The sequence below is a fragment of the Xanthomonas cannabis genome (genome assembly GCF_040616535.1).
Lineage (GTDB): Bacteria > Pseudomonadota > Gammaproteobacteria > Xanthomonadales > Xanthomonadaceae > Xanthomonas > Xanthomonas cannabis.
Genome location: NZ_CP136580.1, coordinates 1,925,725 through 1,950,048 on the forward strand (window position 1 = coordinate 1,925,725; position 24,324 = coordinate 1,950,048).

A 24,324-nucleotide genomic window follows, 5' to 3' on the forward strand; every position below is an offset into this window, starting at 1 on the left:
CTGACGCCGCCCTCCGGCGGTGTGCAAGGTGCCGGGTTGGCCGCTGCTGGCGGCAAACCTGCTAGGCTGCGGCGGGTGCGCGACCTGCAAGTTCATTTCACCCACCGGCAGCAGCCGGATCATTCCCTCACGCCCGGCGTCCACCGGATCGTCCGTCATGCCTCCGGCAGCGTGCGGGTGGTCGCCGATGCGCAGGGTGCGCTGCTGTTGGCGCAGTTCTGCCTGGACCAGCGTGGCCTGTGGCTGCAGGTGGCCAATGGCATCCGCGGCATCCACGTCAACGGACGCCCGGTGCGGCGCATGGCCTTGCTGCGTCCCGGCGATGCGATCTACGCCGACGGTGTGGAGATGCTGTTGCGCAGCGCGCCGTCGAGCGCGCCGGCCAACGATGCGCCGGAGGACAATGCCGGCCTGAGCGAGGTCTGCCTGCTGCTGCGCGGGTTGGGCGGGCGTCACCACGGACGCAGCTTCACCCTGGACCGCTCACGCCTGGTCGGCAGCGACCCGGCGTCGGACATCGTCATCGACGACCCCGCGTTCGCCGCCCAGCACGCGCGCCTGGAACGCCATGGCGACCGCGTGCTGATGCGCGACCTGGGGTCGGAAGAGGGCAGCTGGATCAATGGCGTGCAGGTGCGCGATGGTTGGTTGCAGGCCGGCGACCAGGTCGTGTTCGATGCGCGTCACCGCTTCGTGGTGGAAGTCCCGCGCATCCATCACGGCACCACCTGGGACATTCCCGATTCCGAACCGCCGCCGCCGCCGCGTGCCACCGCCGCGCCGGCGCGCGCACCGATGAAGGTCGCACGCTGGCCCTGGCTGCTGCTCAGCGCGGTGTTGCTGGCGGCGGCGCTGAGCGCCTTGCTGTGGTTCGGCGCGCGCTGAGCTTTTTCCAGATCCGCCAGCCCAGCAGCACGGTCAGGATGCCGGCATACAGTGCCGGTTCGCGGATGTCGGACTTCACCAGCCACCAGAAATGCAGCACCGCCAGCACGCCGATCGGATAGATCAACTGGTGCAGGCGGCCCCAGTTGCGCTTGAGCCGGCGCATCCAGCCCTGGGTCGAGGTGATCGCCAGCGGCAGCAACAGCAGCCAGGCCGCAAACCCCACCGTGATGTAGGGACGCTTGAGAATCTCTTCGAAGATCTGCGTCCAGAAGCCGCGCAGGTCCAGGGTCAGGTATACCAGCAGATGCACGCTGGCGTAGAAGAATGCGTAGAGCCCCAGCATGCGGCGGAAGCGGATCACCACCGCCTGGCCGGTGAGCTGGCGCAACGGCGTGAGTGCCAGCGTGAGCAGAAGAAACCGTAATGCCCACAGGCCGGTGCGGTGCTCGATCTCGGCCACCGGGTCGGCGCCCAGTGCATCGCTGCCGTTCTGCCACACCTGCCAGAACTGCCAACAGAGCAGCGCCATCGGCGCCAGTGCGGCAACGTGTACCGCAGTCTTTGCGGCGATCAATGCAATGGAGGTCTTGGCCATGCCATCTCGAAGAAGGGGAGCGACGCCGCGTGGGCATGAAGCGTAGGAGCGCGTCCGGGCGCGACGGGCCTTACCGGTAAGGCCTGTCGCGCCCGGGTGCGCTCCTACGACCGGTCGATACCGGAGTGCGTGTTGCCTAGAACCACTTCTTCAGATCCATGCCTGCGTACAACGACGCCACCTGATCGGCATAGCCATTGAACGGCTTGGTCGCGATGCGTTCGGCAAACAGCTTGCTGGCAGTGCCGGCGATGCGGCGCTCGGTCTTCTGGCTCCAGCGCGGATGATCCACCGCCGGGTTGACGTTGGAAAAGAAGCCGTATTCGGAGGGTTGCAGTTCGTGCCAGGCGGTCTCGGGCATCTTCTCGACGAAGCGGATTTCCACGATCGACTTGATGCTCTTGAAGCCGTACTTCCATGGCACCACCAGGCGCAGCGGCGCCCCGTTCTGCTGCGGCAACGGCTTGCCGTACAGGCCGGTGGCCAGCAAGGTCAGCGGGTGCATCGCTTCGTCGATCCGCAGGCCCTCGCGATACGGCCAGTTGATCGAGCGATAGCGCACACCCGGCATCTGCTGCGGGTCGGCCAGCGTGGTGAACGCCACATACTTGGCCTTGGAGGTCGGCGCGAAACGCTTGAGCACCTCGCCCAGCGGCACGCCGGTCCACGGGATCACCATCGACCAGCCTTCCACGCAACGCAGCCGGTAGATGCGTTCTTCCGGCGTGACGCCCTTGAGCAATTCATCCAGCGACAGGCTGCCGGGCTTTTCGCATTCGCCGCCCACCTTCACCGACCACGGCGACAGCTTCAGTGTCTTGGCGGCCTTCGACGGGTCGGTCTTGTCGGTACCGAATTCGTAGAAATTGTTGTAGCTGGTGACATCTTCAAGCTTGGTCAACTCCTCGGCGGTGCGAAATCCGCTGCGCGCCTGCGCCGGGGTCACCACCGTCTTGGGCGGTGGCGGCGGGTCGGCCTCGGCGCAGCCGGCCACGCCCAGTGCCGGCGTCAGCGCAAGCAGTTGCAGCAGCCGACGACGGTCGCGGTAAACGGCCTCATCGGTGATCTCGCTGGACGGCAGATTGAAAGCAGTGCGAAACGACATGGCAGGCTCCGGCAATGGCTGCAGCGTGAGAGTAGCCGACCGGGGCAGAAGTTCGTCCCGCGGCTGTCACCACGTTACGTCAGGCTCAGTCAAAAGGATGCAGCTGCAACTTTTTTGCCCGCTGCCAAGGCCGATGCGCTGCGGCATACTAGAAGGCTAGCTCGACAAGGTGTGCCATGACACGCGCGTTCAATTTCAGTGCCGGCCCTGCGACATTGCCGGAATCGGTCCTGCGGCAGGCGCAGGCGGAGATGGTCGAGTGGAACGGCGCTGGTGCCTCGATCGTTGAAATCAGCCATCGCAGCGCAGATTTCATGGCGGTCGCGGCCGCGGCCGAAGCCGATCTGCGCACCTTGCTGTCGATCCCTGACGACTATGCGGTGCTGTTCACGGCCGGTGGCGCCACCACCATCCAGGCGCTGCTGCCGCTGAACTTCGCCGCGCCCGGCCAGGCGGCCGACTATGTGCTCAGCGGCCACTGGGGCAAGACCGCGATCAAGCAGGCGGCACCTTACGTGGACGCACGCATTGCCGCCGATGCACAGGCGGGCGGTTTTACCGAGATTCCGCCGGTAGCCAGCTGGACCTTGTCGCCGCACTCGGCCTATGTGCACATCACCGCCAACGAAACCATCCACGGTGTCGAATTCCGTGAGACACCGGATGTGGGCACACTGCCGTTGTTTGCCGATTTCAGCTCATCCATTGCGTCCGAGCCGCTGGATATCTCGCGTTACGGGCTGATCTATGCCGGTGCGCAGAAGAACCTGGGGCCGGTGGGGATTTCGGTGCTGATCGTGCGGCGCGACCTGCTCGAGCGCGCCGGGCAGCCGCGTGCGGACATCTTCAATTACGCCTCGCATGCGGCACGCGATTCGATGCTCAACACGCCGCCAACCTGGAACTGGTATCTGCTCGGGCTGACCGTGAAGTGGATGCTGGAGCAGGGCGGGGTGACCGAATTTGCGCGGCGCAATGCGGAAAAGGCCGGCCTGGTGTATGCGGCCATCGATCGTTCCGGCGGCTTCTATCGCAACCTGGTCACACCGGCGGTGCGCTCGCGCATGAACATCCCGTTCTTCCTGCCGGACGAGCAGCTGGATGCGTTGTTCGTGAGCGAATCCAAGGCCGCCGGGTTGCTTGCGTTGAAGGGCCACAAAGCCGTCGGCGGTATCCGTGCATCGCTGTACAACGCGATGCCGGTGGCCGGTGCGCAGGCACTGGTGGCCTTCATGCACGACTTCCAGCAGCGTCACGGCTGAGTCCAACTTCGACCGCGGCGCATGCCGCGCAGGCGCGTGCGCCGTCTTTTCAAGGAATGCCCAGCGATGGCACCCAAGTCCAACAAGCCCAAGGCCGCCAATGGCGGCAAACACAGCCCGGCGAGCACGTCTGCCGACACGTCTGCACGTGCGCCCGGCAGCAAACCTGCCAAGGTGGCCGCCAAATCCGTCGCCAAGCCGGCCAAGGCCGTCGCCAAGCCTGTCGCGGCCGCACCGGTGCTGGCCGATGTGCGCGCCAAGATCGACGAGATCGACCGCAACATCCAGGCATTGATCGCCGAGCGGGCCAACTTCGCGCACCAGGTCGGCAAGGCCAAGGGCAAACTGGCAGCGGCGGTGGACTACTACCGCCCCGAGCGCGAAGCGCAGGTGCTGCGCATGGTGGTGGACCGCAACGAGGGCCCGCTCAGCGATGAAGTGCTGGTGCACGTGTATCGCGAAATCATGTCTGCGTGTCTGGCCCAGCAGGAGCCATTGAAGATCGGTTACCTGGGGCCGGAAGGCACCTTCAGCCAGCAGGCCGTGCTCAAGCATTTCGGGCGCTCGGCGGTGGGTCTGCCGATGGCGACCATCGAGGAAGTGTTCCAGGAAGTGGAAGCCGGCAATGCCGATTTCGGCGTGGTGCCGGTGGAGAATTCCGGGCAGGGCACCATCCAGGTCACGCTGGACATGTTCCTGACCTCCAACCTGAAAATCTGCGGCGAAGTCGAACTGCGCGTGCATCAGTATCTGCTCTCGCGCAACGGCCGGCTGGACGACATCGAGCGCATCTACGCGCATTCGCAGTCCTTCGCGCAGACCGCCGGCTGGTTGCGGTCGCATCTGCCCAAGGTGGAGAAGATTGCCGTTTCCAGCAACGCCGAGGGTGCACGGCGCGCGCGTAACGCCGAAGACGCTGCGGCGATCGGCGGCGAGAGCGCGGCGCACGTGTATGGCCTGAAGAAGGTCATCATGAAGTCGATCGAAGACGACGACGACAACACCACGCGCTTCCTGGTGATCGGCCGGCAGATCTTTCCCTCGTCCGGGCACGACCGCACCTCGGTGCTGGTGTTCATCCATGACAAGCCGGGTGCGTTGTTCGATGTGCTCAGCCCGTTCGCACGCCACGGCATCAGCATGAACCGCATCGAGTCGCGGCCCTCGCACCAGGCCAAGTGGGAGTACGGCTTCTTCATCGATCTGGTCGGCCATGTGGAAGACGAGGCGATGAAGCAGGCACTCGCCGAGCTGGAAGCGCATTCGGCACAGATCAAGGTGCTGGGGTCGTATCCGGTCGCGATTCCCTAAGCGCACGAACAGCCGCCGCCATCGGCGCGTTGCGTTGGTGTCGGCAACGCGGCCCCTCTTTCAAAGCGCATCGCCACCGCCTGTGGCGATGCGCAGCATTCGGATCATTCGCATGAGCAACAGCACGCAACACTGGATCGCCCGGCAAGGCAGCGCCTTGCGTGGCACCTTGGCCATTCCCGGCGACAAGTCGGTCTCGCACCGTGCGGTGATGTTTGCCGCGCTCGCCGATGGCGTCTCGCAGATCGACGGCTTCCTCGAAGGTGAAGACACGCGCTCCACCGCGGCCATTTTCGCCAAGCTCGGCGTGCGTATCGAAACGCCATCGGCGTCGCAGCGCATCGTGCATGGCGTCGGTGTGGATGGCTTGCAGCCGCCGTCCGAGGCGCTGGACTGCGGCAATGCCGGCACCGGCATGCGTCTGCTGGCCGGCGTGCTTGCCGCGCAGCGCTTCGACAGCGTGCTGGTCGGTGATGACTCGTTGTCCAAGCGGCCGATGCGGCGGGTGACCGGCCCGTTGGCGCAGATGGGCGCCAGGATCGACACCCAGGATGACGGCACGCCGCCGCTGCGGGTGCACGGTGGCCAGACATTGCAGGGCATTGCATTCGTTTCGCCGGTGGCCAGCGCCCAGGTCAAGTCGGCGGTGCTGCTGGCCGGTCTGTACGCACAGGGTGAGACCTCGGTGACCGAGCCGCATCCCACACGCGATTACACCGAGCGGATGTTGTCGGCGTTCGGCGTGGAGATCGATTTCGCTCCCGGCACCGCGCGTCTGCGCGGCGGCCAGCGACTGCGCGCCACCGATATCGCGGTGCCTGCCGACTTTTCGTCGGCGGCGTTCTTCATCGTGGCTGCCAGCATCATCCCCGGCTCGGAGGTCGTATTGCGCGCGGTGGGATTGAACCCGCGGCGCACCGGGCTGCTGGCGGCGCTCCGCCTGATGGGCGCCGACATCATCGAAGAACGTCATGCCGAACACGGCGGCGAACCGGTGGCCGACCTGCGCGTGCGTTACGCGCCGTTGCAGGGCGCACACATCCCCGAAGCATTGGTGCCGGACATGATCGACGAGTTTCCGGCCTTGTTCGTGGCTGCGGCTGCGGCAAGCGGACAGACCGTGGTCACCGGCGCTGCCGAATTGCGGGTCAAGGAATCGGATCGGCTGGCCGCCATGGCCACTGGCCTGCGCACCTTGGGCGTGCAGGTCGATGAAACGCCGGATGGCGCCACCATCCACGGCGGCAGCATCGGCAGTGGCGTGATTGAAAGCCATGGCGACCACCGCATTGCCATGGCGTTCGCCATCGCCGGCCAGCTGTCCAACGGCAGCGTGCAGGTCAACGATGTAGCGAATGTCGCGACCTCGTTCCCGTGTTTCGACACCCTGGCGCGGGATGCCGGTTTCGGGCTCAGCGCGCTGCGCTGAAGTCCACCGGCACCTGCACGCTGCTGATCACGGCATGGCCATCACGCGTGGCCGGCGCGAAGCGCCACTGGCGCAGGCTGTCGGTCACCGCCGCATCCAGGCGCGGGTCGTTGCTGCCGGTGCGTTCGACAATGACTACCTCGCGCACCCGGCCCTGCACATCCAGCTGCAGGCGCACGGTACGGCTGCCCTGGATGCCGGCGCGCGCCAGTTCGGCGGGATAGCTGGGCATTGCATTGCCGGGTAACGGTTGGGCCTCGATGCTGGTGGTGGCCGCGCGTGCCGGTGCATGCGCCACCATCGTCATCGCGCGGGGGCCATCGGCACTGGGCAGAATCTGGCGGCTCGCGACGGGAGCGGGGCCGGTATCGGTCGCAAACGACTCGTCGCTATGCCGGTTCCACCACCAGGCAGGGATTACCACCAGCAGAGCCAGCAGCGTCGCCCACAGCCATGGCGAGGCGCCATCGTCTGCCGCATCCGGCCCCCGGCCCTTAACAGGCGGAGTGCCGCGCGACATCGCTGGCGCCTGGGGCGTTGAAGGGTTCGAGATGAAGGACATGGCCGACCTCCTGGCGCATCTTTGGGATGACGCGGCCAGTCTGGTCGGCACTGCCTGAGGCGCAGCTAAGGCGCGGGGCCTGGCGGCGGTTGCCGGCGTGCAGATGTTCAGGTTAGTGACGGTGGCGGCCGTTGCAACCGGGCGAATCGATGGCCGTGTACGGGCTCGATCAGTGCATATCGACGGCTGCCGTCTGCCCGATCGGCAGCACCGGGCGATGCCGATCAGCGCTGCCGTCAGTGGCGCTTACTGACCAGGCTTGAACTCGAACGGAACATCCAGACTGCCCGCCACCGGCTGGCCATTGCGCTGTGCCGGGTGGAAGCGCCAGTGGCGGACCGCCTCCATCGCTGCGCGGTCCAGATCCCGCGAACCACTGCGCTGCACCAGGGTGACGCCGCCGGGATTGCCGGCGGCATCCACGTCCACGCGCACCACCACATCGCCCGCATCGCCACGGCGCAACGCAGCGGAGGGGTAGCGCGGCGGCGGCATCTGGCCCTGGATCGGCACCGGGCGGTTGCCGCCGGCCACCGGGGCCGGGGCCGGCGCTGCGGTTCCTGGTGCACCGGGGACGGCCTCTTCCGGGAGTGGCGCAGGCGCGGGCGGAGCCGCCGGCGCGGTGTCGACCAACGTGGGCGCTTCTTCCTGCGGCTTGGCCTGTGGCATGTCGCTGGCGCCATCCTGGGCGGGCAGCGGCGCTGGCAGCGGTTGAATGGCGTCGTCCGCCGCCGGCGTGCCGGCGCTCGGTTGGGTGGGGGAGGCCTTGTAGAAATCGTCCTTGCGGCCGGTCGCCCACACCAACAGGAACAGCAGCAGGCCGGCAGCGAACGCGATACCGGCAATTTTCAGCGTGTGGCGGGGCAGGCGCAAAACGATCTGGCGGTCGGACGCAGGGCGGGGCGCGGGCATAGGGCTCACCTGAAGGATCGCCATAATTCTTGCATAGCCCCGGTGAATCGATCGCAGCAGGTGGCGGAACAGGCGATAATCCCGCGCTCCTCACCGACACACAGACTTCCGATGCTAGATCCGGCCCTGCTTCGCCAACATCCCGCCGACCTTGCCGAGCGCCTGCGCAGCACCCGCAGTTTCTCGCTGGACACTGCGGAACTGGAGTCGCTGGAAAGCGAGCGCAAGCGCATCCAGGTGCGTACGCAGGAACTGCAGAGCCAGCGCAATGCCAAGTCCAAGGCGATCGGGCAGGCCAAGGCGAAAGGCGAGGATGTCGCCGCGCTGATGGCCGAAGTGGCCGGGTTCGGCGATGAGCTCAAGGCGTCGGAAGAGGCGCTGGATGCGATTCGCGCCAAGCTCGACACCATTGCGTTGGGGTTGCCCAATCTGCCGGCAAGCGACGTGCCGCTGGGCAAGGACGAAGGCGACAACGTCGAGCAGTCGCGCTGGGGCACGCCGCGGCAGTTCGACTTTGCGGTCAAGGACCATGTGGAACTTGGCGCGCCGCACGGCTGGCTGGATGGCGAGACGGCGGCCAAGTTGTCGGGCGCGCGCTTCACCGTGCTGCGCGGGCCGATCGCGCGCCTGCATCGCGCACTGGCGCAGTTCATGCTGGACCTGCATGTGGGTGCGCACGGCTACGAAGAAACCAACGTGCCGCTGCTGGTCAATGCCGATTCGATGCGCGGCACCGGGCAGCTGCCGAAGTTCGAAGACGATTTGTTCCAGACCGAAGTGGGTGAGTCGCGCCGCTATCTGATCCCCACCTCGGAAGTGCCGCTGACCAATATCGTGCGCGACGAGATCATCGATGCCGAGCGCCTGCCGCTGCGCATGACGGCGCATTCGATGTGCTTCCGTGCCGAGGCCGGCAGCGGTGGTCGCGATACGCGCGGCATGATCCGTCAGCACCAGTTCGAAAAAGTGGAGTTGGTCACCGCCTGCGCGCCGGAGGACAGCGATGCCGAACACCAGCGCATGACGCGCTGTGCCGAGGTGGTGCTGGAACAACTCGGCCTGCCCTATCGCAAGGTACTGCTGTGTACCGGCGACATGGGCTTTTCGGCGATCAAGACCTACGACCTGGAGGTCTGGCTGCCGTCGCAGAACACCTATCGTGAAATCTCCTCGTGCTCCAATTGCGGCGACTTCCAGGCGCGGCGCATGCAGGCACGCTGGCGCAACCCGGCCAGCGGCAAGCCGGAATTGCTGCATACGCTCAACGGCTCCGGTACTGCAGTGGGCCGCGCCATGATTGCGGTGATGGAGAACTACCAGAACGCCGACGGCTCGATCGATGTGCCGCAGGTGTTGCGCCCGTATATGGGTGGGCTGGAAAAGATCGGTTGACGTCGGCGTGGCCGGTGCAGCCGGCGAGCGCTGTGCAGCGGCGGAGAGACGTCGAGTGATCTCGGCATACACGCGCGCAGTCTGGAGTGGTCGTTGGACCGGCAGCACGTACGCACTTGCGCGAGCAAGTGCAGTGTCTCTTGCAGACTAACGGTGCAGGTTCAACACGCAAACGGGGCCAGCAGTGGCCCCGTTTCGCGTTGTACGCGGCTGGCTGGTCGTATGGCGTAGTGCGTGGCGCGAGTCACGGGATGACGCAGCACGCTCAGGATTGCAGCGCGTTGCGCCCACCCAGCACGTCGCTATCGCTCTTGTGGCGCAGGCGAGGGCACTGGCCTGCGTTTGGTGCCGCGCGCTTATGCCACTGCGTCTGCGGTTTGCTGCAGGCCGGCCAGCGCCTGCGCAATCGCGTCGCTGCGGTGCTGCGGCGAATAGGCCAGGCCTTCGGCGCGTACAAAGCTGACATCGTCCACGCCCAGGAAGCCGAACAGCTGACGCAGGTAGGGCTCCTGGAAATCATTGGTCGGGTCGGGGTAGATGCCGCCGCGCGCGCTGGCGACGATGACGCGCTTGCCGCCGGCCAGGCCTTCCGGGCCGGATGCGGTGTAGCGGAAGGTACGCCCGGCAACCGCGATGCGGTCGATCCATGCCTTGAGCGTGGAAGGGATGCCGAAGTTGTACATCGGTGCGCCGATCACGATGACATCGGCCTCCAGGAACTGCTGCATCGCCTGCTCGGCCACGGCCGCTTCGGCGGCGTCCGCCTGCGCCAACGACCTGCCGCTGAGGTGGGGGATTGGCTCCTGATCCAGATCGCGGTACGTCACCTGCAGCCCCGGGTGCAGCCGCTGCTGCGCAACGGCGGCGGCACTGAGTTCCCGGCTGACGGAATTGGCGCCCAGGGCGCTGGAGTCGATGTGGAGCAGCTTCATGGCGAAGACCTGTGGCAAGCGGCAGCGCCGCGGAGATGCGCAGACTAGGTCGTTGCCCTGTTGGGATAAAGATGGTTAAATATCACTTATCGTTCTATCCATGGATACCTGCGCCATGCACGACCTGAATGACCTGTACTACTTCGCGATGGTGGTTGACCACGGCGGCTTTGCCGCGGCCGAGCGTGCGCTTGGTATCCCCAAGTCGCGCCTGAGCCGGCGTATCAGCCAGCTTGAAACCGACCTGGGCGTGCGCCTGCTGCAGCGCTCCACACGCCGCTTCGCGGTTACCGACGTCGGCACCAGCGTTCACCGGCATGCCCAGACCATGCTGGCCGAGGCCCAGGCCGCGCGCGAGGTGGTGGATCGTCTCAGCGCCGAGCCGCGCGGTCTTGTACGTGTGAGCGTTCCTGTCTCGCTCGCGCAGATCCAGTTGCCCAAGCTGTTGCCGGAATTTCTGGCCAAGTACCCCAAGGTGCGGCTGCAGCTCAACATCAGCAACCGCCGCGTCGATGTGATCAACGAGGGCTACGACATCGCCCTGCGTGTGCGTTCGCGCCTGGACGACGACGGCAGCCTGGTGATGCGCAGCTTCGGCCAGGTGCAGGAGCTGCTGGTGGCCAGCCCCAAATATCTGGACCGCGCCGGCCGTCCCAAGGACCCGAGCGAGCTGGCCAACCACACCACCATGAGCACCAGCGAAGACGAAGCGCACCAGCGCTGGGAGCTGCATGGGCCCAACGGCGAGATGCGCCGCGTGGACCTGCAGCCGCGCCTGGCCGGCTTCGACTTCCCGCTGCTGCAATCGATGGCGCGCGACGGCTTCGGCATCACCATGCTGCCGGAGACCGTGTGCGCCGAAGCGGTGCGCAGCGGCGAACTGGAAGTGGTGCTGCCGCACTGGTCGCTGCCGCAGGGCATCTGCCATGCGGTGTTCGCCTCGCGCCGCGGCCTGCTGCCGGCGGTGCGCGTGTTCATCGACTTCCTGGCCGAGCACCTGCCGCAGGAAATCGAACGCTCGCGCCTGGATTGCGGCGGCAACTGCGCCGAGCTTGCGGAAAAGCTCAAGCGTGCTGCCGGCACTGCGCCGCGCTTGGCGGTGGCCGAGGCCGGCTGAGTGGTGGTGGTCAAAGCCGGCTGAGGGCTGCGTCTGGCCGCCGCGGCTGGCTGGCAAGTTGGCTGGCAGCCAGCGAGCTGCTCGGCAGTCGGTTCGCTGCAGACGTTCGGCAGGCCGCATCCATGCTTGGGTGCATCCCGCCGACCACGACATGCAGCGGCCGGCCACGAGTAGCGCCGCACGACGCTGTGCCAGCCAGAAGCGAGTGGTGCCACCAAGCAAAACGCGCCCGGGCATGCGAGAATGCGCGCCCGGGAGCGATCCCGGGAATGGTGAATCCGCACAAGATGTCCCTGCGGCCACCGTCAGGCGCCACCCGCGCAATGCGGGTCGCTAGCGTGACAGCCGATGCCTTCGGCGGTCACGCGCAGCAGCATCGGAGAGATGGCCGAGCGGTTTAAGGCACCGGTCTTGAAAACCGGCGAAGGGTCAAACCTTCCGTGGGTTCGAATCCCACTCTCTCCGCCACTTTGGTCCCGCGCGCTGACGGCAGCTTGACTCTTGATCCGACCCCCGGTTTCCGCGAGCCCGTCGCTGCGCGGAGTGCAACCCCGTGCGAGCAGCGCGCCTTGGCCTGCCTCAGCCATTCATGAAGCGCGAAAGGATGCCCTGGTGTAGCCAGCGTGGGGTGGCCCAGATCATGACGGCGGCGGCCTTATTACTGAAGCCTGGGACCACGCTGATGCGGCCGCGATCGAGTGCGCGGATACCTGCGCGAACCACCGGTGCCGGCTGCATCATCATCAGCTTCAGCCCAAACGTGATCTTTTGTTTTGCAGCCTGCGCAAAGCCTGTGTCCGACATGCCCGGGCAGAGCGAGGTGACGGTAACGCCGTCGTGTTTGAATTCGCGGTGCAGTGCGTCGCCCAGGCGCAAGACATAGGCCTTTGCGGCGCCGTAGACGGCCATGTTCACTACGCCGAAATGCGACAACAGACTGGCGACGAGCAGGATCTTTCCGTGGCCGCGCGCGCGCATGTCTGCGCCGAACAGCTGGGTCATGACAGTCAGGCTGGCGATATCCAGCTGCACCATGTTCAGTGCGCTCTGTGTGGACGTTTCGAGGAAGGCGCCCTGCAGGCCGTGACCGGCGTTGTTGATGAGGATTTCCACCGCAATGCCACGCTCGCGAAGTGTTCGGTGCAGGGCTGTGACCGCATCGATGTCTGCGAGATCGACCGGCTCAACGACAACCTCGTTGCCGAACTGTTGGCGCAGCGTGGTGGCCAAGGCGTTCAGCCGATCCAGCCGACGCGCGACAAGAATCAGGGGGTGGCCTTTGGCAGCGTATTGCCTTGCAAATTCTTCGCCAAAGCCGCTGGAGGCGCCGGTGATGAGAACCCAGCCATTGCGATTGTTGGTCATGTTCGTGCCCGTTGCGGATGAGAGGGGTGGCCACAATCCTTACGTACAGGCAAGATTGAAGACCGATGGTCTTTAATCTAAGAGACCGCTGGTCCTTTATCAAGCTCAATAGCAGACCCGTTATGAATTCCTTCATATCCTCCTACTCCCGTGCCCGCTCGCCCGAGCAGAAAGAAGAGCGCCGGCGGCACCTGCTGGCGACCGCACGCGCGATGTTGACGGACAGTCCGTCAGCGCTCGATCTGGGCATCAACGAGTTGGCGCGGCAGGCGCAGATGACCAAGTCCAATGTCTATCGCTACTTCGAAAGCAGCGAGGCGGTGTTGATGGACGTGCTGGTGGAAGAATTTGCCCTTTGGCAGGACGCGCTGACCGCAGCGCTTGCGCGGACAGGGGAAAAAGGGGCGACGGTCGAACACATCGCGCGCGCGTTTTCCTCCACTCTGTGCGCCCGGCCGCTGCTGTGCAGGCTGATCAGCATCATGCCGTCCATCCTTGAGCGCAAGGTGTCGTTCGAGCGCATGGTGGAGTTCAAAGGCACGCTGTTGGCGATCAGGCAGCAGGCTGCAGAGGCGTTTCATGCGCATTGCCCCGCGCTTACGGCGAACGCATTCGATCATGTGATCAAACATGCGTTGCCGCTGATCATTGGCCTATGGCCGCTCAGCAACCCCGTCGACAGTGCGGCGCAAGTTGTCGAATTGCAGGAGTTTGCATCGCTACGCTACCGCTTTCGGGACGATCTGGAGCATGCACTGCTCACCTTGATGCGAGGAATTGTGCGCGTGTAAACGCAGGCAAGCTCGCGCTACGCGCGGGCATTTGCGCGTGCGTGCATCACTTGGCATGGGCGCTCGCGATGATAGTTCTCTGTTGCCACTGGCTTGATCTACTGCTGAGGTGCATGACGCCTCACCCACGGCCAGCGCCAACGCGCCTTCGCAGCAGACCGGCTTCGTCCCGGGCCTGGAGCGGGTCACGGCTGTTGCGAGGGAGCGGCGCAAGGCGCTGAGGTGTGCCGAGGCGTTGTGTGGGAGCGCCATCGCCGATCGATCGCGGATTTGTTACTCCATCGCGGCTGGCAGCCTCTGTATATCCGGGGCGAGACCTGCCGCAGCCACATCGGCTGAATCGCGATGCGCACTCCGTGGCACCGATCTCACCAAGCCGCTGCCAGTCCGGCCTATTTCTGACGAGCCGGGTGCCTACGCTGAACGACTCGACTCGACTCGACTCGACTCGACTCGACTCGACTCGACTCTACTCGGCGCGACGGCACGGCGCCTCGCGCATGTGCGTTAGCGCGATTACCTGAAGTCACAGCACCGTTGCATTGACCTTGAAGACTTCCACTGCGCGGGTGAGTTGCGTGGAGTGCTCCTCCAACGCATGCGCGGCGGTGCTGGCGGCTTCGACGAGGCGCACGTTTTGCTGGGTGGTTTCGTCCATCTGGGCGATGGTGTGGTTGACCTGTTCGATGCCGCCTGCCTGTTCCTGCGAGGCGGCGGAAATATGCCCGATGATGTCGGTGACATGCTGGACGCTGGTGACGACTTCGCCCATGGTGGTGCCGGCCTGATGCACCAGGGTCGAGCCATCGGCCACGCGCTGTACGGAATCGTCGATCAGGCGTTTGATCTCCTTCGCTGCATCCGATGAGCGGTGCGAGAGCGTGCGCACTTCCGACGCGACCACCGCAAAACCGCGGCCTTGTTCGCCCGCGCGCGCGGCTTCGACAGCGGCGTTCAACGCCAGAATGTTGGTCTGGAAGGCAATGCCGTCGATGACGGAAATGATGTCGGCGATGCGTTTGGAGGAGGCTTCGATACCGGACATCTGCTCGATGACCTGGCCGACCACATCGCGACCTTGCGAGGCGATGGTGGCCGCGCCGAGCGCGAGCTGGTTGGCGCGGCCTGCATGCTCGGCGTTCTGCTTGACGGTGGAGGTCAGCTCTTCCATCGAGGCGGCGGTTTCTTCCAGGCTGGCTGCCTGCTGTTCGCTGCGACGGGTCAGTTCCTGGTTGCCACCGGTGATGTCTTCGGCGGCGAATCCGATGCTGTTGGACGTGGTCTGGATGCGCGTCACGATATCGGTGAGGCGGTGCACGGTGCTGTTGGCGTCGTCGCGCATGGACGCAAACACGCCGTGGAAGTTGCCGGACATGCGCACGGTCAGGTCGCCGTCGGCGATGGCGCGCAGCAGTTCGGAGAACTTGGCCAGGTTGGTGTCGGAGGTGGCCATCATGGTGTTGAGGTTCTCCACCATCAGGCGGAAATCGTGTTCGAACTTGTCCGGCTGGCCGCGAAGTGCGAAGTCGCCCGCGCAGGCAGCCTGGGTCAGGGCGTGGATCTGCGCGTTGATCGCGCGCAGGTTCTGCTTGACCTGCTGCATGGTGGCGGTGATGGCGGCCTTTTCGCCGGGATACTGTTCGATCTCCGGAGCCAGGTCGCCGACTGCATAGCGGCCCATGACCTCGGTCATGCGCAACTGCGTCTGCACATGTGCGTGCACCAATGCGTTGGTGTCCTGCACCATGTGGCCGTACTCGCCGGGGAAGCGCTGCGCATCGGTGCGATAGCTGATCTCGCCGGCATCGTGGCGCGACGCCATGGTGCGTTGTGCGGAGATCACCTCCTGCAGGCGATGCTGCATATGCTGCATGGCGCGCAGCAGTTGGCCGGATTCGTCGCTGCCGGTCGGGGCGTCCTGGCTGCGCAGGTCGCCTTCGTTGATGCGCTGGGCCAGCTGCAGCGACTGACGCAGCGGCAGCACCACGCTGCGGGTGAGCAGGAAGGCAATGGTTGCGCCGAGCAGCAGCGCGACGACGGTGGAGATCACCATCAACATCGCAAAGCCACGCGCGGTGGCGACGGCTTGCCTGGCCGCTGCGCGGTTCTTGGCTTCCTGCAGGTCGATGAAGGCGTTGATGCTGGCCAGCCAGTCGATGAAGGCCGGGCGTGCTTGCTGCAGCAATTGTTGCTCGGCGTGCAACCGGTCCGATGCATCGCGGAACGAGCGCACCTGCGTGATCAGCGGCATGGTGCGCTGCTCGATGGACTTGATCTGCTGAAGGATGGCTTTTTCTTTTGCGTCGGTCGAAGCCGCGATCATGTCGTCGAGCGGTTGTGCGGAACGGGCGTAGTCGGCGGCGAGCTTGTCGATCAATTGCTCGGCCGCGTGGCGGTCGGCCGGCGCGTCCATCAGGACAACATCGCGCAAGGCGATCGCGCGATCATGCACGCTGCCGCGAAAGTTGATGGCGTAACGCTGCTTGACGCTATTGACCTCGTTGATGGCGGTCAGTTGCTGGTCGATGCTTCGTACGCGCTGGATGCCAACCACGGTCAGGATCACCATCAGCACGATGATGGACAGAAAGCCGAGCGCCAGGCGCTGACCAATGCGCAGATTCGAAAGGAGATGCATAGGGTTCGATCGGTGATCCGACAGCGGGATGGCAGGAGTCCCCGCGGCAATGGCGAGGCGAAAGGCGCGATACGGCCGTGGGCAGCGCAAGGCCGCTGCGTTGGGTGTGTCTCGACCTATCCGTTAGCGGCCTCGGCCAGTAGAACTGAACTTTGCAGCCTGGAGGATTCAGGTGCGGTTGCTGCGTCCGGGGCGGCGTCGAGCCGCCAGCCAGCTCGCCCGGATGGCGCTGGCGATGCGTGGGCGCGCGAAGCCCGAGCCAGGCCCCGGAGCGGAGCTGGCATGACCCACATCGTCCGGTGCAGGCGTCATGCCCGCCGTGTAAGCCCGTTCTGCCAAGGGGGCCTGTCTCCATCCACTCCCGGCCGGAGCGCGGCAGCCGGCGAACAACCACTGCCGAGCTGGCAGGTAATCGATTCAGTGGCATGTCGCCCGTCCGCTGGACGGCGTCGGTCGCAGGCAAGATGATAGGCGCCCGGCGTGGGTGTCGCCTGTCACCCACGCGCCGATTCCTGAGTCTTCCCGATGGTCACAACGATGCTTCCATGGTCGACAGGTCACCTGGCCCCCCGTAGTGCTGCACTTGCGCGGTGCGCTGCGCGGTGCGGCGCGCGCAGTGGCGCGCCATGGTCGTGCGCTGCATGAGCGCGGCATTCCCGCATGGCGATAGCGCGATGGCACAGGCGGTCCGTGCCCATGACTGGAGCGGCACGCCACTGGGGCTGCCCGCGCAGTGGCCGTTGCCGTTACGAAATACCGTCGATCTGATGCTCGCCTCGCCCGAAAGCATGTATGTGGTCTGGGGGCAGGCGCTGACGTTCTTCTACAACGATGCCTATGCGCCGATCCTGGGGCCGCGTCAGGCACAGGCATTGGGTGCGCCGCTGCGCGAGTTGTGGGCCGATGCCTGGGATGCCGTGCGTGCGCCGATCGAGGCGGCGTTTGCCGGGCGCGCGTCGCGCTTCGAAGAAGTGCCGATCGCGATGAACCGTTATGGCACGCCCGAAGACACCTGGTGGACGTTCTCGTTCTCGCCGATCTATCTCGACGATGGCAGCGTGGGTGGCGCGTTCTGCGTGACCAACGAGGTGACCGCACGCAAGGTGGCGCAGGCGCGGTTGGCCGACGAGCACGAACGCCTGATCCGCCTGTTCGAGCAGGCGCCAATGTTCATGGCGTTCTTGAGCGGGCCGCAGCATGTCGTCGAGTTCGTCAATCCGTGTTACTCGCGCCTGATCGGTCACCGCGACGTGATTGGCCGCCCGTTGGCCGAGGCGTTGCCGGACGTAGTGGCGCAAGGACACCTGGCGCGGCTGGATGAGGTGTTTCAATCCGGACGTGCGTATTCGGCCACGGCGCTCGCCTACGATGTGCAGGCCGTGCCGGGCGGGCCGACCGAGCGCCGGCTGCTGGATCTGGTCTATCAGCCGATCGCCGGTGCCGACGGCACGGTGTCGGGCATCTTTGTGCAGGGTCTGGACATTACCGACCGCATCAGCCTGGAACGCGCGGTGCGCGAGGCCGAAGTGCGCAACCGGCAGATACTGGACAGCGTCATGGACTACGCGATCATTGCCACCGACATGCGCGGCCGGGTGACCTCATGGAACGAGGGCGCACGCCGCATTCTGGGATGGAGCGAGAGCGAGATGCTCGGGCAATCGCTGGAGCGCACGTTCACACCGGAAGACGTGGAAAGGCGGCAGATCCTCATCGAGGCTGCCGCCGCGCTGGAAAGCGGCAGCGGCATGGACGAACGCTGGCACGTGCGCAAGACCGGCGAGCTGTTCTGGGCCAATGGGTCGTTGATGGTGTTGCGCGAAGAAACCGGCACGGCGATCGGTTTCGTCAAGGTCCTGCGCGACCGTACTGCCGAGCGTCTGGCCAGCGAAGCCTTGATCAGGAGCGAGCGCCGCCTGGATGCGCTGGTGCGCGCCTCGTCGCAATCGATCTTCTCTGCGGCTGCCGACTGGAGCGCATTGCGCCAGCACGTGCGCGACGGGCTGCTCAACGACAGCCTGCCGGCGAACGCGCGCTGGCAACAGGACTGGGTGTACCCGGACGATCGCGCGCTGTTGTCGAGCGCCATCGGTGCTGCGATCGCCGACAAATCTGGGCTGGAGCTGGAGCTGCGGGTGCTGGATGCCAGCCAGCGCGTGCGCTGGACCCTGCTGCGCGCAGTGCCGCTGCTGGATGCGCACGGCGCGATCGAAGAATGGTTCGGCACTGCATCGGACGTCACCGACAGACGCCAGGCCGAAGAGCAATTGCGCCTGCTGACCGAAACCCTGGAAGAACGCGTGCGCGAGCGCAGCGCGGCACTGCTGCTGGCTGAAGAAAAATTGCGTCAGAGCCAGAAGATGGAAGCCGTTGGGCAGCTGACCGGCGGCCTGGCGCATGATTTCAACAACCTGCTGACCGCCATCACGGTGGGGCTGGAGCTGCTGCAAGCGCGTGTGCAGCAAGGCAAGTACGACCGGCTGGAACGCTACGTGGAGATGGCGCAGACCAGCGCCGCGCGCGCGGCGGCGTTGACGCAGCGTCTGCTGGCGTTTTCGCGTCGGCAGACCCTGGCGCCGAGCGCACTGGAAGTGGAGGCACTGGTGCATGGCATGCGCGAGATCATCGCGCGCACCCTGGGGCCGTCGATCAGTTTGCAGGTGATTCCGGCGGCCGACGCCTGGAAGGTGCTGGTGGATGCGCCGCAGCTTGAAAATGCCTTGCTCAACCTGTGCATCAATGCGCGCGATGCCATGCCCGATGGTGGCGAGCTCACCATCAGCCTGCATAACCGCTCGCTGGATCACGCTGCGGCCCAGCTGCTCGATTTGCCGCCCGGCGACTATGTGTGCCTGAGCGTGCAGGACACCGGCACCGGCATGAGCGAAGAGATCATGTCCAAGGTTTTCGAGCCGTTCTTCACGACCAAGCCCATCGGTCAGGGCACCGGGCTGGGCCTGTCGATGATCTATGGGTTTACCCGCCAATCCGGCGGGCATGTGCGTATCGAATCGGACGTTGGAGTGGGCACCACCATGGCGCTGTATCTGCCGCGCTTCATGGGCGAGCAGGTGCATGACGAAGGGCCGGCCACGCAGGATGATCCGCAGCGGGCGACGATGCACAGTTGCACGGTGTTGCTGGTCGAAGATGAAACCGCGATCCGTGTGCTGATTTCCGAAGTGCTCACGGACGCCGGGTATCGGGTCATCGAGACGGCCGAGGGAAGCGCGGCAGTGGAGCGCCTGCGGTCAGCGGAAACGATCGATGTGCTGGTAACCGATGTCGGTCTGACGGGCGGTTTGAACGGGCGCCAGGTGGCGGATGCGGGCCGGCAATATCGCCCGATGCTGCCGGTCTTGTTTGTCACCGGCTACGCGGCGACCGCGGCCGTGGGAGCAGGGCAGTTGGATGACGGCATGGAAGTGCTGACCAAGCCCTTCCTGGCGGCTGACCTGGAACGGCGCGTGGCGCAGTTGCTGGAGCGGCGCCCGTAGTGATTCAGGGCGATGTGCGGTCACGGGTGGAGACACGACGTGACCGCGAGACGAGGCGCTTCAGGCGTTGTGTTCTCCACCTCCCAGCAGGAGCAAACAGACAGCATCTTCTGAGGTTCACTCCAGCGCAGCGGCTGCGCGTGGCACCACGCGACGCGTTACAACGCTTTCTGGACGATACCCAGCAGTTCGCGCAACGAAAATGGTTTTGGCAACAGACGCATGCCGGTATCCAGAAAGTCCGCGCGCTTGGAAATTTCACCGGCATAGCCGGTCATGAAGACGATCGGTAGCGCGGGATACAGGCGCCGCGCATTGTCGGCAAGGTCGCGTCCGTTCATGCCGGGCAGGCAGATATCCGAAAGCAGCAAGTCGAACGGACATGCCGTGGTGAGTTGTTGCATCGCCTGCTCGGCGTCAGCGGACACAACGACCTGATAGCCCTCGTCACCCAGAATGTCTGCGGCCATCGCGCGGATGGCATCGTCGTCTTCGACCAACAGAATGCGTGCATTGCTTGATGCGTCGTTCACTGCTGTCCTTAAGCGATCACAACAGTGCGTCCGCTTCCATCAGGCACGCTAAGCCACTTCGTGTGACGGCTGTGTCGGGTTGCCGTAAACACGGCAGCGAAGGCAAGCAAGACCCTTGCAAGTTTTGCGCGATTCATCGCAGGAGTAGAAACGGTAGCGGTGTCACAGCAAAAAGGGGGGATAAAACACACAGCGCGTCAAGCCAAACAAGCTGATCAATTCAGTCCCTAACGCGGCTGTATCACCGGCGCGTGATAAATTCTGCGGCATGGAAAACGTAAAGCCGATGATCGCAAACCGTATAACCACCGGGACGACGGGGCTTGACACCATCCTCCGCGGTGGCCTGCCCGCCAACCGGTTGTATCTGCTCGAAGGCCAGCCGGGCTCCGGCAAGACCACGATGGCGTTGCAGTTCCTGCTCGATGGCGCGGCCAGGGGCGAAAGCTGCCTGTATGTGACCTTGTCGGAAACCATCGACGAGCTCACCGAAGTGGCCGCCTCGCATGAGTGGTCGCTGGAGCCGCTGCATATTTTCGAGCTGGCCTCGGCCGAAGCGTTCCTGGGCGACGGGCGTCAGCAGTCCATCCTGCATCCCTGGGAAATGGAACTGGATGGCACGATCAAGCTCATCCAGGCCGAGGTCGAACGGGTCAAGCCCACGCGGGTGGTATTCGATTCGTTGTCCGAGTTGCGATTGCTGGCGCAGGATTCGCTGCGCTACCGGCGCCAGGTGCTGGCGCTCAAGCAATTCTTTGCGCCACGCAATATCACCGTGTTCCTGGTGGACGACCTGACCGGTGAACATGGCGAGCGCGATGCCCATCTTCACAGCCTCTGCCACGGCGTGGTGTCGCTGGAGCGCATGACGCTGGATTTCGGCGCTGCGCGGCGGCGCATGCAGGTCCAAAAGCTGCGCGGGGTCAATTTCATCGCCGGCTACCACGATCTGACGATCGCCACCGGTGGCATGCATATCTATCCGCGTCTGATTGCCTCCAACCATCACGTGCCGTTCGTTGGCGAAGCAGTGTCCAGTGGCGTGGAGCGGATCGATGCGCTGCTGCATGGCGGCCCGCTGCGCGGTACCAGCACGCTGCTGACCGGGCCTGCCGGCTCGGGCAAGACCAACGTGGCGCTGCAATATGTCAACGCGGCCTGCGAGCGTGGCGAGCACTGCTGCGTGCTGGAGTTCGATGAGCGCACCGGCACCCTGCTGACGCGCGCGCATAGCCTGGGCATGGATTTACGCAAGCATCTGCAGTCGGGTTTGCTGGAGCTGCATCAGATGGATCCGGCCGAGCTGACGCCCGGCGAGTTCGCCTGGGCCGTGCGCGAAAGCGTGGAAAAGCGCAACTGCCGTGTGCTGGTGATCGACAGCCTCAACGGGTACCTGTCGTCGATGCCGCAGGAAAAGCAGTTGATGTTGCAGATACACGAGCTGCTGTCTTATCTCAATCAGAGCGGCGTGACCACCTTCCTGATCAATCCGCAGCATGGCCTGGTGGGGACGATGTCCACCGGCAACCTCAATGTGTCCTACATGGCCGACACCGTCATCCTGTTCCGCTTCTTCGAAGCGCAGGGCCGCATCCGCAAGGCCTTGTCGGTGATCAAGAACCGCAGCGGCGCGCACGAAGACGCGATCCGCGAGCTGCAGATCGGCACGGGCGGTCTGCAGCTGAGCGAGCCGCTGCAAAAATTCCACGGCGTGCTGACCGGCACTCCGCAGTTCGTCGGAGACGATGCGCCGTTACTGGGGCGTCCCATTGACCAGTTGTGAGGCAGACGGCTCGATCGTTCACATCATCGCGCCGTTCGGCCGCGATGCCCAAAGTATCGCCGGCATCGTTGGCGAGCACGGGCTGACCCAGAAGGTGTACGGCACGCTGGCCGCGCTGGCCGGCGACCTGCTCGACAGTTCCGGGGTGGTGGTCCTGACCGAAGAGGCGGTGGCTGGCGATCTGCAACAGCTGCAGCAGATCCTGCAGGCCCAGGCGGCCTGGTCGGACGTCCCATTCGTGCTGCTGCGTGCGCCGCGCGGCAGCCACGCCGGGCGGCGGGCAAGCCTGCCGCCGGAGATGACCAATGTCATCGAGCTGGAGCGGCCACTGAGTTCGTCGTCGTTGCTGAGTGCGATTTCCACCGCGCTGCGCTCGCGCCAGAAGCAGTTCGTGATCCGCGATCAGATGGCCCAGCTGGCCGAAAGCAGGGCGGCGCTGGCGCTCAGCGAAGCCGAACTGCGTCGCGTCACCGATGCCCTACCGGTCTTGATCGCGTTCATCGACAAGCACCTGGTCTACCGCTTCGCCAACCGTTCGTATGAAGACTGGATCGGGATTCCGCCGCAGGAGGTGATCGGGCGGCCGCTGGTGGACGTGGTGGGGCCAGCGGTGGTGGCCGAGCGTCGCGCGTGGATCGAGGCGGCACTGGCCGGGCGCGCGCTCACGGTGGAAACCAGCTGGCCGCATGCCGATGGGCGTCGCCGCGATGCCGAGATCCGCTACATGCCGCGTTTCGATGCGAACGGTCAGGTGGACGGGTTCCATGTGTTCGCGACCGATGTCACCGCGCGGGCGCTGGCGATGGAATCGATCCAGCAGCAAGCCACCGTGCTGGAGGCCAAGGTGGCCGAGCGCACGGCCGAGCTGCAGCAGCAGATGCAGGCGCGCGAGTCCAGCGAGGCGGCGCTGCGCCAGGCGCAGAAGATGGAAGCGGTGGGCCAGCTGACCGGCGGCATCGCGCACGATTTCAACAACATGCTGACCGGCATCCTGTCTGCGCTGGATCTGGCGCGCCTGCGCATCGATCAGGGGCGCACCGAAGGGCTGGGGCGGTTCCTGGATGTGGCGTCGGCCTCGGCGCTGCGTGCGGCCGCGTTGACCCAGCGGCTGCTGGCGTTTTCGCGCCGGCAATCGCTGGAAGCGCGGCATCTGCAATTGAACGATCTGGTGGTGTCGCTGCAGGATCTGCTGGCGCGCACGCTGGGCGAATCGGTACGCCTGGAAACCGATCTGTGCAGTGCATTGCCGCAGGCCTACGTCGACGAAAACCAGCTGGAAAGCGCGCTGCTCAACCTGGCCATCAATGCACGCGATGCAATGCCCAATGGTGGGTTGTTGCGCATCGCCACGCGGCATCTGCAGGTCCAGGCGCAAGGGCTGGAGCTTGGACGTGGCATCAGCCTGGCGCCGGGCGACTATGCGGTGGTGTCGGTCACCGACACCGGCACCGGCATGCCGACCGATGTGCTGGAGCGGGTGTTCGAGCCGTTCTACACCACCAAGCCGATCGGGCAGGGTACCGGCCTGGGCATGTCGATGATCTACGGCTTCATGCAGCAGTCCAACGGGCAGGTGTGGGTGGAGTCGCAGATTGGTGCGGGCACCACGGTCAGCTTGTATCTGCCGACCGGTGTGTCCGTGCCGGGTGCGGTGTCGGAGCTCCAGAGCGGCGCGGTGGTGGCCGGGCAGGGGCAGCAGGTGCTGGTGGTGGAGGACGACGAACAGGTGCGCCTGCTGGTGACCGAGTTGCTGGGCGAATTGGGCTACCAGGCCGAAGTGGTGGCCGATGCCGATGCCGCGTTGCCGATCCTGGCGTCGCCACGGCGGATCGACCTGCTGGTCACCGACGTCGGCCTGCCCGGCCTCAACGGCCGCCAGCTGGCGGAAATCGCGCGGCAGTCGCGCCGCGATCTGCCGGTGATCTTCATGACCGGCTACGCCGAAACCGCGCGCGACCGTGGCGAGTTTCTGGCCGAGGGCATGAGCATGATCGCCAAGCCTTTCACGCTGGGCGAGTTCAGCGGCAAATTGCACGAGGTGCTCGGGCCATCGCCGTGATCCCGTTGCGCGCAGCCTGGCGCGCTGTTGCTGGCGGTGACCGCAATCGCGGTGTCGTGCCGCTGCGCTCCGCGGCACACACAAGCGCCGCAGTAGGGCTTGCGGCGGTGGCGGGTGAGACGCGTCGCGCGAGCCGGCCGCCGTGGGCGATAC

General features: G+C 65.3%; 18 protein-coding genes and 1 tRNA gene. 11 read left to right on the forward strand and 8 right to left on the reverse strand.

Going from position 1 to position 24,324, the window contains the following annotated elements:
• Positions 1 to 75 precede the first annotated feature (75 nt).
• Positions 76 to 885, forward strand: coding sequence for an FHA domain-containing protein (locus tag RZV17_RS08305; RefSeq protein ID WP_166743192.1), 810 nt, complete (start codon positions 76 to 78; stop codon positions 883 to 885).
• On the opposite strand, the gene msrQ is transcribed toward RZV17_RS08305, so the two are convergent.
• Both msrQ and msrP read right to left on the reverse strand, forming a co-directional pair.
• The gene (gene msrQ, locus RZV17_RS08310) at positions 827 to 1,483 is read right to left on the reverse strand and encodes a protein-methionine-sulfoxide reductase heme-binding subunit MsrQ (RefSeq protein WP_355608537.1); all 657 of its coding nucleotides are present in this window, start codon (positions 1,481 to 1,483) and stop codon (positions 827 to 829) included. The two genes, RZV17_RS08305 and msrQ, sit on opposite strands and share 59 nt — an antisense overlap.
• 136 nt (positions 1,484 to 1,619) lie before the next feature.
• Positions 1,620 to 2,588, reverse strand: a complete 969-nt coding sequence (gene msrP / locus RZV17_RS08315) for a protein-methionine-sulfoxide reductase catalytic subunit MsrP (RefSeq protein ID WP_184370065.1) — start codon at positions 2,586 to 2,588, stop codon at positions 1,620 to 1,622.
• A 176-nt stretch (positions 2,589 to 2,764) separates the two neighbouring features.
• Here msrP and serC point away from each other — a divergent pair, with 176 nt between their 5' ends.
• The 3 genes from serC to aroA all read left to right on the forward strand — a co-directional run bounded on the left by serC (position 2,765) and on the right by aroA (position 6,590).
• Positions 2,765 to 3,850 (forward strand): 3-phosphoserine/phosphohydroxythreonine transaminase, encoded by a 1,086-nt coding sequence (serC, locus tag RZV17_RS08320; protein ID WP_184370067.1) that lies wholly within the window; start codon positions 2,765 to 2,767, stop codon positions 3,848 to 3,850.
• Between the two features lie 66 nt (positions 3,851 to 3,916).
• A complete protein-coding gene (gene pheA, locus RZV17_RS08325) occupies positions 3,917 to 5,161 on the forward strand; it encodes a prephenate dehydratase (protein ID WP_166750427.1) in 1,245 nt (414 codons plus the stop codon).
• 112 nt (positions 5,162 to 5,273) lie between these two features.
• Positions 5,274 to 6,590, forward strand: coding sequence for a 3-phosphoshikimate 1-carboxyvinyltransferase (gene aroA, locus RZV17_RS08330; protein WP_355608542.1), 1,317 nt, complete (start codon positions 5,274 to 5,276; stop codon positions 6,588 to 6,590).
• Here the strand turns inward: aroA and RZV17_RS08335 are convergent.
• Both RZV17_RS08335 and RZV17_RS08340 read right to left on the reverse strand, forming a co-directional pair.
• The gene (locus RZV17_RS08335; RefSeq protein ID WP_047696771.1) at positions 6,574 to 7,041 is read right to left on the reverse strand and encodes an energy transducer TonB; all 468 of its coding nucleotides are present in this window, start codon (positions 7,039 to 7,041) and stop codon (positions 6,574 to 6,576) included. The genes aroA and RZV17_RS08335 overlap by 17 nt on opposite strands.
• A 357-nt stretch (positions 7,042 to 7,398) precedes the next feature.
• Positions 7,399 to 8,064, reverse strand: coding sequence for an energy transducer TonB (locus RZV17_RS08340; protein WP_355608545.1), 666 nt, complete (start codon positions 8,062 to 8,064; stop codon positions 7,399 to 7,401).
• Between the two features lie 111 nt (positions 8,065 to 8,175).
• On the opposite strand from RZV17_RS08340, the gene serS reads away from it, so the two are divergent.
• The gene (serS, locus tag RZV17_RS08345; protein ID WP_047695816.1) at positions 8,176 to 9,456 is read left to right on the forward strand and encodes a serine--tRNA ligase; all 1,281 of its coding nucleotides are present in this window, start codon (positions 8,176 to 8,178) and stop codon (positions 9,454 to 9,456) included.
• 356 nt (positions 9,457 to 9,812) lie between these two features.
• On the opposite strand, the gene RZV17_RS08350 is transcribed toward serS, so the two are convergent.
• Positions 9,813 to 10,388, reverse strand: a complete 576-nt coding sequence (locus RZV17_RS08350) for an FMN-dependent NADH-azoreductase (protein ID WP_355608547.1) — start codon at positions 10,386 to 10,388, stop codon at positions 9,813 to 9,815.
• Positions 10,389 to 10,488: 100 nt separating this feature from the next.
• On the opposite strand from RZV17_RS08350, the gene RZV17_RS08355 reads away from it, so the two are divergent.
• Both RZV17_RS08355 and RZV17_RS08360 read left to right on the forward strand, forming a co-directional pair.
• Positions 10,489 to 11,505, forward strand: coding sequence for a LysR family transcriptional regulator (locus RZV17_RS08355; RefSeq protein WP_007964080.1), 1,017 nt, complete (start codon positions 10,489 to 10,491; stop codon positions 11,503 to 11,505).
• Between the two features lie 378 nt (positions 11,506 to 11,883).
• Positions 11,884 to 11,973, forward strand: a tRNA-Ser gene (locus RZV17_RS08360).
• Positions 11,974 to 12,084: 111 nt separating this feature from the next.
• On the opposite strand, the gene RZV17_RS08365 is transcribed toward RZV17_RS08360, so the two are convergent.
• Positions 12,085 to 12,870 carry an SDR family oxidoreductase gene (locus tag RZV17_RS08365; RefSeq protein WP_355608551.1) on the reverse strand — a complete coding sequence of 262 codons (786 nt, stop codon included), beginning with the start codon at positions 12,868 to 12,870 and terminating at the stop codon, positions 12,085 to 12,087.
• 122 nt (positions 12,871 to 12,992) lie between these two features.
• Here RZV17_RS08365 and RZV17_RS08370 point away from each other — a divergent pair, with 122 nt between their 5' ends.
• Positions 12,993 to 13,661: a hypothetical protein gene (locus RZV17_RS08370; protein ID WP_355608554.1), complete on the forward strand. Its 669-nt coding sequence runs from the start codon at positions 12,993 to 12,995 to the stop codon at positions 13,659 to 13,661.
• Between the two features lie 526 nt (positions 13,662 to 14,187).
• Here the strand turns inward: RZV17_RS08370 and RZV17_RS08375 are convergent.
• Complete coding sequence (locus tag RZV17_RS08375; protein WP_355608557.1) at positions 14,188 to 16,299, reverse strand: methyl-accepting chemotaxis protein; 2,112 nt, start codon at positions 16,297 to 16,299, stop codon at positions 14,188 to 14,190.
• A 641-nt stretch (positions 16,300 to 16,940) separates the two neighbouring features.
• Here RZV17_RS08375 and RZV17_RS08380 point away from each other — a divergent pair.
• Positions 16,941 to 19,796 (forward strand): PAS domain-containing protein, encoded by a 2,856-nt coding sequence (locus RZV17_RS08380; protein ID WP_355608560.1) that lies wholly within the window; start codon positions 16,941 to 16,943, stop codon positions 19,794 to 19,796.
• A gap of 158 nt (positions 19,797 to 19,954) precedes the next feature.
• Here RZV17_RS08380 and RZV17_RS08385 read toward each other — a convergent pair whose 3' ends face one another.
• On the reverse strand, positions 19,955 to 20,299 hold the full coding sequence (locus RZV17_RS08385; protein WP_355609260.1) for a response regulator: 345 nt from the start codon (positions 20,297 to 20,299) through the stop codon (positions 19,955 to 19,957).
• 298 nt (positions 20,300 to 20,597) lie between these two features.
• Between RZV17_RS08385 and RZV17_RS08390 the strand changes: the two genes are divergently transcribed.
• Together RZV17_RS08390 and RZV17_RS08395 are read left to right on the forward strand one after the other, a co-directional pair.
• Positions 20,598 to 22,112: an ATPase domain-containing protein gene (locus RZV17_RS08390; RefSeq protein WP_355608563.1), complete on the forward strand. Its 1,515-nt coding sequence runs from the start codon at positions 20,598 to 20,600 to the stop codon at positions 22,110 to 22,112.
• Positions 22,099 to 24,171 (forward strand): PAS domain-containing protein, encoded by a 2,073-nt coding sequence (locus RZV17_RS08395; protein ID WP_355608566.1) that lies wholly within the window; start codon positions 22,099 to 22,101, stop codon positions 24,169 to 24,171. The genes RZV17_RS08390 and RZV17_RS08395 overlap by 14 nt, the downstream gene beginning before the upstream one ends.
• The last annotated feature ends 153 nt before the right edge of the window (positions 24,172 to 24,324 follow it).

Coding starts and splice junctions, on each gene's coding strand:
- serS (WP_047695816.1), top strand. CDS start 8,176: ATGCTAGATCCGGCCCTGCTTCGCCAACATCCCGCCGACCTTGCCGAG.
- msrP (WP_184370065.1), bottom strand. CDS start 2,588: ATGTCGTTTCGCACTGCTTTCAATCTGCCGTCCAGCGAGATCACCGAT.
- RZV17_RS08375 (WP_355608557.1), bottom strand. CDS start 16,299: ATGCATCTCCTTTCGAATCTGCGCATTGGTCAGCGCCTGGCGCTCGGC.
- RZV17_RS08350 (WP_355608547.1), bottom strand. CDS start 10,388: ATGAAGCTGCTCCACATCGACTCCAGCGCCCTGGGCGCCAATTCCGTC.
- RZV17_RS08370 (WP_355608554.1), top strand. CDS start 12,993: ATGAATTCCTTCATATCCTCCTACTCCCGTGCCCGCTCGCCCGAGCAG.
- RZV17_RS08355 (WP_007964080.1), top strand. CDS start 10,489: ATGGATACCTGCGCCATGCACGACCTGAATGACCTGTACTACTTCGCG.
- serC (WP_184370067.1), top strand. CDS start 2,765: ATGACACGCGCGTTCAATTTCAGTGCCGGCCCTGCGACATTGCCGGAA.
- msrQ (WP_355608537.1), bottom strand. CDS start 1,483: ATGGCCAAGACCTCCATTGCATTGATCGCCGCAAAGACTGCGGTACAC.
- aroA (WP_355608542.1), top strand. CDS start 5,274: ATGAGCAACAGCACGCAACACTGGATCGCCCGGCAAGGCAGCGCCTTG.
- RZV17_RS08380 (WP_355608560.1), top strand. CDS start 16,941: ATGAGCGCGGCATTCCCGCATGGCGATAGCGCGATGGCACAGGCGGTC.
- RZV17_RS08390 (WP_355608563.1), top strand. CDS start 20,598: ATGGAAAACGTAAAGCCGATGATCGCAAACCGTATAACCACCGGGACG.
- pheA (WP_166750427.1), top strand. CDS start 3,917: ATGGCACCCAAGTCCAACAAGCCCAAGGCCGCCAATGGCGGCAAACAC.
- RZV17_RS08340 (WP_355608545.1), bottom strand. CDS start 8,064: ATGCCCGCGCCCCGCCCTGCGTCCGACCGCCAGATCGTTTTGCGCCTG.
- RZV17_RS08365 (WP_355608551.1), bottom strand. CDS start 12,870: ATGACCAACAATCGCAATGGCTGGGTTCTCATCACCGGCGCCTCCAGC.